The sequence below is a fragment of the Neisseria sp. P0022.S009 genome (genome assembly GCF_051956675.1).
In the GTDB taxonomy this organism is placed as follows: domain Bacteria; phylum Pseudomonadota; class Gammaproteobacteria; order Burkholderiales; family Neisseriaceae; genus Neisseria.
The window spans coordinates 101,619-110,445 of the sequence record NZ_JBQCXE010000007.1; the positions used below are offsets into that span (position 1 = coordinate 101,619).

An 8,827-nucleotide genomic window follows, 5' to 3' on the forward strand; every position below is an offset into this window, starting at 1 on the left:
GTTGTAATACGTTTCAGACGGCTTTTTTATTAGTCCGAAGAACCAGCTCGGTTATTGAAGTTTCAGCAGCCTATCTTGTTCGACGGACAATACGCCGTTTACCTTTTTAAAATAGGCAATGGTATCTTCAATCTTGGTCTTAGAAGACGGACGAATAGCAATGCCGTTCAGGTTTTTGTATTCATAAATCAAACTTGCGCCGGAGGCTTTCACTGCTTTTAGCAATGGCTCAGAACCGGTTTGTACATCATAGAAGATAATCAGGTTGCCGGTAGTATCTTGGGCCTGTTGCTGAGATGGAATGGCGGTTGATTGAGCAGGAATACTTGGGTTTTGGCAGGCACAAAGCAGGGTGGAGAGTAGGACGAATAGCAGCGTTTTCATGATGTTGATTTAATCAATAAACAAGGCCGTCTGAAAAGCGTAAAACGAAATCTAAGTTTCCTTTTACAATTTCAGACGGCCTTAGTCCGTTATGCTTCAGGCAATTCCATGGCTAGAACGGTTTGTTCTTGTTTGGCACGGAAAGCTGCCAATTTTACAGCCAATTCAGGATTTTCATTGGCCAAAAGTGAAATGGCAAACAGCGCTGCATTGGCTGCGCCTGCCTCACCTATGGCAAATGTGGCAACTGGAACGCCTTTGGGCATTTGTACAATCGAAAGCAGGGAGTCTTCGCCGCGCAGATATTTGCTGGGAACGGGAACGCCCAAGACGGGGACGGTGGTTTTGGCTGCGACCATGCCCGGCAAGTGCGCTGCGCCGCCTGCGCCGGCAATGATGGCTTTGATGCCGCGTGCGCGTGCGGTTTCGGCGTATTCAAACATCAAATCAGGCGTACGGTGTGCCGAGACGACACGCGCTTCGTATTCAACGCCGAATTCTTTGAGAAATTGTGCTGCCTGCTGCATCACCGGCCAATCGCTGTTGCTGCCCATAATAATGCCGACTTGGATCATGAAGAGTTCCTTTTGTTTGAATGGATTAAGGGTAAAAAATATTCAGACGGCCTTGGGGATGACAAGGCCGTCTGAACGATTATCTTTGTTTCAGGCTGATTGCAGCGCGTTTTGCTGCTTCGCTGTTGGGGAAGCTTTGCATCAGTTTGCGCCATGTGCTGCGGGCAATGTCTTTTTGTTGCAGTTTGTATTGGCACTGGCCGATGCTGTACATGGCATCGGGAGCTTGCGGGCTGTTTCGGAATCGATTCGCATAGCGGTTGCCGATTTCGATAACGGATTCGCAGTTGCCCAGACGCTGTTGGCTTTGCAGAAGTAGATACATATTGCGGCGGGCAATTTCGCTGCCGTTGCCGCCGTCGGCTTCTTTCAAAATGGCTACTGCGGCGGCGAAATTATTACGCTGATAGTATTTTTGCGCTTGGTTATAAAGGCGCAGCTCGTTTTGTGCGGCTGAGTCTGTTTCAGACGGCACGCCGCCGCCATTGGCCAAATAGTTCATTTTCAGCTTGCGGTCGTCCAAACGCTGGGCTTTGGGTTTGGGAGCCAAAGGGGTTGGACGTTTGATGGTTCGCTGTTGTTCCAATGTGTGCAGGCGTTGATTTAATTCTTCAACGGTGCGTTCCAGTCGGGCGATTTGTATGCCCAAGTGGTCAATCTGGGTTTGTTCGTCCAAGCGCGGATAAGGAATATTTTTTTCAGGCAAAGGCTCGCGCGGAATATCCGGCAGGACAAAGTTGGCATTGTCGGCAGGTTGATGGGGATGGGAAACGGCGCATGATGCGGCCAATAGAGTAAGCAGTAAAAGAAACAGGGAACGTGATAATGTTTTCATCAGATTGTGTCGTTTTATTTTTTTAGCAGCAGTGTCAAACCGTCGCCGATAGGCAGGGTAATGGGAATAATACGTGTATCGTGCGGCAGGTTTTGGTTGAAATGGCGCAGGATATCCAAGCTGGGCGGATCGTTTTCGGCAGCTTCATTCATGACGCGCCCACCCAACAAGATATTGTCGATGGCAATCACGCCGCCACTCCGTACTAGTTGTAAACAGCGTTCAAAATATTTCGGCGTAGGCGGTTTGTCGGCATCGATAAGCGCCAAGTCGTAGCTTTCCGATTCGCCTTGCGTTATCAAATCGTCCAAAGTCAGCAAAGCCGGCTGCAGATGAAGCGAGATTTTATGCGCTATGCCTGCTGCCTGCCATGTTTCACGGGCTATATCGGTAAAGGTTACATTGATGTCGCAAGCCGTAATTTTTCCGTCTTCGGGGAGGGCGAGCGCCATGGCGGTGCTGCTGTAACCGGTAAAGACGCCAACTTCCAAATATTTTTTGGCATTCAATAATTTGGCCAACCACACCAACATGGCTGCCTGCTCTTGGGCGATGGCCATCTTTCCCAGACGATGTGATTGGGTACGCTCACGCAATGCGGTCAAAATGGGATGTTCGTGCTGACCGATGCTGTTGAGGTACTGCTGTAACGCCGGATCGGTATTGTGGGTGTTGGTCGTCATACCGATACGGGTTAGTCTTGATAGTAGGTGTAAGGTTTTTTGTTGACTTTGGCCGCTTCAAATTCGGCCTGTTCGGCTGGATTAAGGGTTACATCCCACAGTAAATGGCGGTTTTCGAGGCGTTGCGCTTCTAATTCGGGATGGTCGGCCATGAGTTTGTCGAGGAATTGGGTAGCTTCGGATTTGTAGTGGTACATGATGTTTTGCCTGAATCGTTGTCAGACCGTCATTATAGCCGATATTTTTTGTCAATACGTTAATTAATCGAACTTCCATAAGGTATAATGGCACGTCTTTTTTAGGCCGTCTGAAGCCTTTGCTCAATGTTTTGTCCTTATCTACGGCAGGATATTGTGCAAAGGCTTAAGCCGGACAAGTTTCAGACGGCCTTTTTTATTGTGAAAAGAGCTGCTTATGTTAAAAAAATGGCTGCATAAAGTGTTGCCTAAAAAACACGTCAAGTCGTTGCCAGAAAAGGAGATTATTCCGCTTGAGCAACACGGTATCCATGCGGATATGTTGAGCTTTGCCGCTGAGAAAATTGCCAAACGCCTGCATGAAGCCGGTTTTCAGGCTTATGTTGTAGGGGGAGCCGTTCGGGATTTGTTGCTCGGGGTTGAACCCAAAGATTTTGATATTGCAACTGATGCCACACCGGAGCAAATCCGTAAAATATTCCGCCGCAGCCGCATTATCGGCCGCCGCTTTCAAATCGTCCATGTGATGATTGGCCCCGAAACCATCGAAGTGACGACGTTTCGCGGTGGCGATAAGGTTCAGCAGAATGCGCAAGGCCGCATTATGAAGGACAATACTTACGGCAGCATTGAAGAAGATGCCATGCGCCGCGACTTTACGTGCAACGCGCTGTATTACGACCCGATTAAAGAGGAAATTTGGGATTTCCATCAAGGCGTGGCTGATGTTGCCGATAAGAAATTGGTGATGATAGGTAATCCTGCCGAACGCTATCAGGAAGATCCCGTCCGTATTCTTCGCGCCGTCCGTTTGTCGGGTAAGTTGGGCTTTGAAGTGGAAGAGCAAACGGCTTTGCTGATTGCCGAATACGCAGGCCGTCTGAAAAATGAGCCGGTGGCCCGTCTTTTTGACGAAATCATGAAAATCCTGTTTTCCGGCCATTCCCGTGCCTGTTTGAAACGGTTGAACGAGTTGGGTATTCCCGAAGGCATCCATCCGCTTTTAGATGCCTTGAAAACTGCCGAAGCAGCCGACAAACGTATGATTATGTTGGCTTTGAAAAATACCGATGAGCGTCTTCGTGCGGATAAGTCCGTTTCTGTCGGTTTTGTATTGGCGGCGGTATTGTGGCCGACACTAAACGCCATTTGGCAACGCAATCAAAGCCATGGTCAAAAACCTGTCCCTGCGTTGATGGATGCGATGAACACCATGCGCGATACGGTGGAGAAAGGTTGGGGCGTTCCGCAACGATTCTCTGCAACCATGCGTGAAATCTGGCAATTTCAGCCGCAATTTGACAATATGCGCGGCGCGCGCCCGTATCGTCTGTTGGCTCAAGCCCGTTTCCGTGCCGCTTATGACTTCCTGATTTTGCGTAGCGAAGTTGGCGAGGTTGATAAAGAGATGGCTTCTTGGTGGACAACTTTCCAGCATGCCGATGAGGAAACTCGTCAACAAATGACTGCGGCCAATGAGCGCAAACGTCAGAAACAAAGTGGATCAACCGATGGCAAGCCCAAACGTCGTCGCCGCCGTCCGAAAAAGAAAACCACTGAGGCTGAATAAAATTTAAGGCCGTCTGAAACGATTAAATCTTTTGAGATTTGGCTTTCAGACGGCCTTTTTGTATTTCAATAAAAACCGCAGGTCTTTCAACCTGCGGTTTGCTTTTACGATTTGTTTTCTTCGCTGTCGAGGAAGCTGCGGAGGCGGTCGCTGCGGGTCGGATGACGCAGCTTGCGCAGGGCTTTGGCCTCGATTTGACGGATACGTTCGCGGGTTACGTCAAATTGTTTGCCGACTTCTTCAAGCGTGTGGTCGGTATTCATATCGATACCGAAACGCATACGCAACACTTTGGCTTCGCGCGGTGTCAGGCTTTCGAGAATTTCTTTGGTTACTTCGTGCAGGCTGGTGTACATCGCAGCTTCTGCCGGCGCAACGTTGTTTGCATCCTCGATGAAGTCGCCCAAGTGCGAATCGTCGTCGTCGCCAATCGGTGTTTCCATGGAAATCGGCTCTTTGGCGATTTTCATGATTTTGCGGATTTTGTCTTCCGGCATTTCCATCAGTTCGGCCAGTTTGGCGGAATCAGGCTCTTCACCGGTTTCTTGCAGGTATTGGCGCGAGATACGGTTCATTTTGTTGATGGTTTCAATCATGTGAACCGGAATACGGATGGTACGCGCTTGGTCGGCGATAGAACGGGTAATCGCTTGACGGATCCACCATGTGGCGTAAGTCGAGAACTTGTAGCCGCGGCGGTATTCGAATTTGTCTACCGCTTTCATCAGACCGATATTGCCTTCTTGAATCAAATCAAGGAACTGCAAGCCACGGTTGGTGTATTTTTTAGCAATGGAAATAACCAAACGCAAGTTGGCCTGAATCATTTCTTGTTTGGCGGCTGAGGTTTCTTTTTCGCTCAACACCATGTTTTTGTTGATTTCTTTTAACTCTTCAATGGAAATGCGGGTTTCGCTTTCCATATTGGCCAACTCGGCTTGTTTTTCGAGGATGGCGTGGCGGAAACGATCTAAAGCATTGGCCCATACTCGGCCTTTGGCTACTTCTTTTTCAACCCATTCCAAATCAGTAATGGCAGGCAGGAAGTTTTCGATGAAGTAGTCGCGTTCCATACGCACGCGGTCGATGCAGATATCGCGGATTTCTCGTTCGAGTTTGCGGATGTTTTCAACGCGGCTGCGCAGGTTACTGCTCAAATTTTCGATTTGGCGTGTGGCAAAACGGACTTCCAGCAGTTTGTTGGCAATGGCATCGCGGTGTTTCAGGTAGTTGGCATGTTGGCTGCCGTGTTTTTCCAGCTGCTTGATCATTTTGCCGTATTCGCTCTCGATAAAGGCGAAATGCTCCAACACTTTTTGTTTTAGTTCGGCCAAATGGGCGGCGGACATGGCTTCAGAATCACTGCCGGAGTCATCTTCATCATCTTCGTCGTCATCTTCGACTTCGCTGTCAGTCTCGCCTTCTTCATCGTCAGGTTTGGTATTTTCCAAATGACCCAGACCCAATTCGTTTAACAAAACTTCATTAGGGTCGATGATGGCTTCAACCACTTCATCTACGCGAATTTCATCGTTGCGGACTTGTTCGATCAAAGCCAAAATCTCGGCAATCGAACCCGGGCAGGCAGAAATGGCCTGCACCATGTTTTTCAGTGCATTTTCGATTTTTTTGGCAATGATGATTTCGTCTTCGCGTGTCAACAGATCGACTTGTCCCATTTCACGCATATACATACGCACAGGGTCGGTTGTACGGCCGAATTCGGAATCTGCGCTGGAAAGTGCCGCTTCGGCTTCTTCAACGGCATCGTCGTCGGTCAGGGCGGCGGCATTGTCGCTCAAGAGGATGTCTTCAGCATCAGGAGCCTGCTCAGTTACCTGGATACCCAAGCCGGAAATCATGCTGACGATGTTGTCGATTTGCTCGGCGTCGGACATATCGTCGGGCAGCGCGTCGTTAATTTCGGAATAAGTGATGTAGCCGCGTTCTTTACCCATAATAATGAGTTGACGCAGACGGGCGCGCTGCTCTTCGATACTCAAGGGACGGTTGTCATCTTGGTCTTGGTATTCTTCGTAGTTTTGGTTTTTAGACATGGATTGCTCTCTAGGTTGATAGGATGCCGACGGTTTACGGTGATGTGGCCGTACCTGAAGGCGGAGCAGAGCTTTTTGTTGTGAAATCAGATTTCACTTTAATACTCTGAGGCCGTCTGAAAATATTACGGATGGAGTGTTCTGCGTGTCATGCTTCGCAGCGTGTGTTTAGATTGTTCAGACGGCCTGAGGGGTTAGTTTTGCTTTGCCGTCAAAAGCGACAGCAATAGTCTTTTTTCATTTTCGGTCAAACCGGTTTGAATACTTTTTTGCTTTAAAGTTTCGATTTGACTGTATTTTAATTCATTTAACAACTTTTTCATGCCGATTTGGAAACTTTCGCAATCTTCTTCGTCATCCCCTTCCATTTCTTCAGAGTGAAGGGTTGATAAAAAGATTTGATTGACGGTTTCCTCATAGGGCGAACCGCGCATATATTCAAGCACTTGCGCTGTTGCCGGAATCGTGGCGTGATTCTTGATGGTTTCGGCCAGATTGGCAAGGCAGGCAAAGTCACCGCTTAACGCCAGATAATCGGGCAGGTCTATATATGAAGCCCAAGCCGGATTTATCAAGAGGCTGCGTATTTGTCTTTGCACCAGTGTCAGTATGGTTGGCTGTTTGACAGAAATGGGCGGCAGTTTGTAACTTTTTTGTTTGACGTGCCGCTTGGGCGCTTCTTGTCCGAGTAACTGGGCGAGGTTGTCAGGATCAATGCCTACCAACTCGCTGAGTTTTTGTTTCAGGAGATAGCCCAATGCCGGCGCGGTAATTTGCGCTAAAAGCGGAGAACTGGTTTTGACCAATTCTGCTTTGCCTTCTTGTGTATTGAGGTTGAGGCCGTTTGAAAGATGTTCCCAAAAATATTCGGAAAGGGGCTTGCTTTGGTTTAACAAGGCATCTTCAAATTGCGTCTTGCCGTAGGCGCGGATATAGCTGTCCGGATCGTGTTCTTCGGGCAGGAAGAGAAAATGCAGCGATTTATCGTCTTTTAATTGCGGCAACGCATTTTCCAGCGCGCGCCAAGCCGCTTTACGTCCCGCGCCGTCGCCGTCAAAACAAAAATAAATACTGTCTGCCTGACGCATCAGGATTTTGACATGTTCCGCCGTGGTTGACGTACCCAAAGCCGCTACGCCGTAGCCGATGCCGAACTGGGCCAATGCGACCACGTCCATGTAGCCTTCGACCACCAAAATCCGTCCTGCCTCTTTTACGGCAGCACGCCCTTCGTATAGCCCGTAAAGATTTTTCCCTTTATCGAACAAAGGCGTATCCGGTGAGTTGAGGTATTTGGGTTTAGAGTCATCCAATACGCGGCCGCCAAAGCCGATGACCTGCCCACGCGGATTACGGATAGGGAACATAATCCGATGGCGAAAGCGGTCATAATGTTTACCTTCGTTATCAATGACCATGCCCGTATCCACCAACGCAGTATTTGGATAGGGTTGGAACACTTGTGCCAAAGGTTGCCAACCGTCGGGCGCATAGCCCAAACCGTAATGCGCGATGACTTCCGCACTCAAGCCCCGTTTGTCTAAATAAGCCTTCGCCGCCGGATTGAATTTCAACTGTTGCACGTAAAAATCCGCTGCCGCTGCCGTCGTTTCTTCCAAAGTCTGCTGTTTTTTCTTGCGTTCGGCACGGATTTCGGGATTGTCTTCCTGCCCGCGCACTTTAGGCACCGTCATACCGACGCGATCAGCCAAAAACTGCACCGCCTCCGGAAACGACAGCCCCTGATGTTCCATCACAAAACCAATCGCCGAACCATGCGCCCCGCAACTGAAACAATGGTAAAACTGCTTGGTCGGGCTGACCGAAAACGACGGCGTCTTTTCCTTGTGAAACGGACAGCAGGCCATATAGTTCGCCCCGCCCTTCTTCAGCGGAACCTGCTCGTCGATAATATCGACAATATCGACTTTGGACAAAAGCTCGTCAATGAAATCAGATGGAATCATGGTTCGGCAGAAGAGGATGGACGGAAAACATTTCAGACGGCCTTATAAACAGACAAAGGCCGTCTGAAAATGGAATTTCGAATGAGGGTTAAAATGAGTTTTGTATTATAGCAAATTGTTGTCATACATGTAGAGTATTGGGGAAGGGATTCCAATTAGAGCATGTTGCGTGAGGTGAATTGTTGGGATGATTCGTTATGGAGAGCTTCTTTGCGGTATTGAAGACGGAATGTTTCTATCAGCAGGGAAAATGGACTGTGTACGAATTGATGAAACAGATAGATGATTATATGAACTACTACAATCGGGAATATTGCAGTTTGAAATTGAAAAGCTGAGTCCTGTCACATACAGAACCCAGCTTGCACTGAATTTTTGAATAAGTTTTTATCAGACATCCAAGATTTTAGGGCTATTTCATTTCATTCTTACTCCGCCTTATTCAAACAAGACGTCTATACCTTCTGCCCCAACCTCCAAGCTCGCTCGCTCCGGCATATGACCCGCCGTCTGCTGCCATTGTAAAAAGCTTTGGGCTATCGCCGGCATCACCTGACGG

9 protein-coding genes are annotated in these 8,827 nt (G+C 48.6%); 2 read left to right on the forward strand and 7 right to left on the reverse strand.

What is annotated here, in order from left to right:
* Positions 1–51 precede the first annotated feature (51 nt).
* The 5 genes from ACTHUG_RS09895 to ACTHUG_RS09915 all read right to left on the reverse strand — a co-directional run bounded on the left by ACTHUG_RS09895 (position 52) and on the right by ACTHUG_RS09915 (position 2,674).
* Entirely contained in the window at positions 52–384 is a 333-nt protein-coding gene (locus ACTHUG_RS09895; protein ID WP_440385839.1) for a hypothetical protein, read from the reverse strand.
* A gap of 89 nt (positions 385–473) precedes the next feature.
* Positions 474–959, reverse strand: a complete 486-nt coding sequence (purE, locus tag ACTHUG_RS09900; RefSeq protein ID WP_440385841.1) for a 5-(carboxyamino)imidazole ribonucleotide mutase — start codon at positions 957–959, stop codon at positions 474–476.
* Positions 960–1,038: 79 nt separating this feature from the next.
* Positions 1,039–1,794, reverse strand: a complete 756-nt coding sequence (locus ACTHUG_RS09905) for a tetratricopeptide repeat protein (RefSeq protein ID WP_440385842.1) — start codon at positions 1,792–1,794, stop codon at positions 1,039–1,041.
* A gap of 14 nt (positions 1,795–1,808) precedes the next feature.
* On the reverse strand, positions 1,809–2,477 hold the full coding sequence (locus ACTHUG_RS09910; RefSeq protein WP_440385843.1) for a class I SAM-dependent methyltransferase: 669 nt from the start codon (positions 2,475–2,477) through the stop codon (positions 1,809–1,811).
* An 11-nt stretch (positions 2,478–2,488) separates the two neighbouring features.
* Positions 2,489–2,674, reverse strand: a complete 186-nt coding sequence (locus ACTHUG_RS09915; protein WP_003746542.1) for a DUF3460 family protein — start codon at positions 2,672–2,674, stop codon at positions 2,489–2,491.
* 217 nt (positions 2,675–2,891) lie between these two features.
* Here ACTHUG_RS09915 and ACTHUG_RS09920 point away from each other — a divergent pair, with 217 nt between their 5' ends.
* Positions 2,892–4,244, forward strand: coding sequence for a polynucleotide adenylyltransferase PcnB (locus ACTHUG_RS09920; protein ID WP_440385844.1), 1,353 nt, complete (start codon positions 2,892–2,894; stop codon positions 4,242–4,244).
* A 104-nt stretch (positions 4,245–4,348) separates the two neighbouring features.
* On the opposite strand, the gene rpoD is transcribed toward ACTHUG_RS09920, so the two are convergent.
* Complete coding sequence (gene rpoD, locus ACTHUG_RS09925) at positions 4,349–6,301, reverse strand: RNA polymerase sigma factor RpoD (RefSeq protein WP_440385845.1); 1,953 nt, start codon at positions 6,299–6,301, stop codon at positions 4,349–4,351.
* A 194-nt stretch (positions 6,302–6,495) separates the two neighbouring features.
* Complete coding sequence (gene dnaG, locus ACTHUG_RS09930; protein ID WP_440385846.1) at positions 6,496–8,268, reverse strand: DNA primase; 1,773 nt, start codon at positions 8,266–8,268, stop codon at positions 6,496–6,498.
* Positions 8,269–8,465: 197 nt separating this feature from the next.
* Between dnaG and ACTHUG_RS09935 the strand changes: the two genes are divergently transcribed.
* The gene (locus ACTHUG_RS09935) at positions 8,466–8,606 is read left to right on the forward strand and encodes an IS3 family transposase (protein ID WP_141756472.1); all 141 of its coding nucleotides are present in this window, start codon (positions 8,466–8,468) and stop codon (positions 8,604–8,606) included.
* The last annotated feature ends 221 nt before the right edge of the window (positions 8,607–8,827 follow it).

Excerpts from the sequence above, each read along its gene's own strand:
- dnaG (WP_440385846.1), bottom strand. The coding sequence starts at position 8,268 with ATGATTCCATCTGATTTCATTGACGAGCTTTTGTCCAAAGTCGATATT.
- ACTHUG_RS09910 (WP_440385843.1), bottom strand. The coding sequence starts at position 2,477 with ATGACGACCAACACCCACAATACCGATCCGGCGTTACAGCAGTACCTC.
- purE (WP_440385841.1), bottom strand. The coding sequence starts at position 959 with ATGATCCAAGTCGGCATTATTATGGGCAGCAACAGCGATTGGCCGGTG.
- ACTHUG_RS09895 (WP_440385839.1), bottom strand. The coding sequence starts at position 384 with ATGAAAACGCTGCTATTCGTCCTACTCTCCACCCTGCTTTGTGCCTGC.
- rpoD (WP_440385845.1), bottom strand. The coding sequence starts at position 6,301 with ATGTCTAAAAACCAAAACTACGAAGAATACCAAGACCAAGATGACAAC.
- ACTHUG_RS09915 (WP_003746542.1), bottom strand. The coding sequence starts at position 2,674 with ATGTACCACTACAAATCCGAAGCTACCCAATTCCTCGACAAACTCATG.
- ACTHUG_RS09905 (WP_440385842.1), bottom strand. The coding sequence starts at position 1,794 with ATGAAAACATTATCACGTTCCCTGTTTCTTTTACTGCTTACTCTATTG.
- ACTHUG_RS09935 (WP_141756472.1), top strand. The coding sequence starts at position 8,466 with ATGGAGAGCTTCTTTGCGGTATTGAAGACGGAATGTTTCTATCAGCAG.
- ACTHUG_RS09920 (WP_440385844.1), top strand. The coding sequence starts at position 2,892 with ATGTTAAAAAAATGGCTGCATAAAGTGTTGCCTAAAAAACACGTCAAG.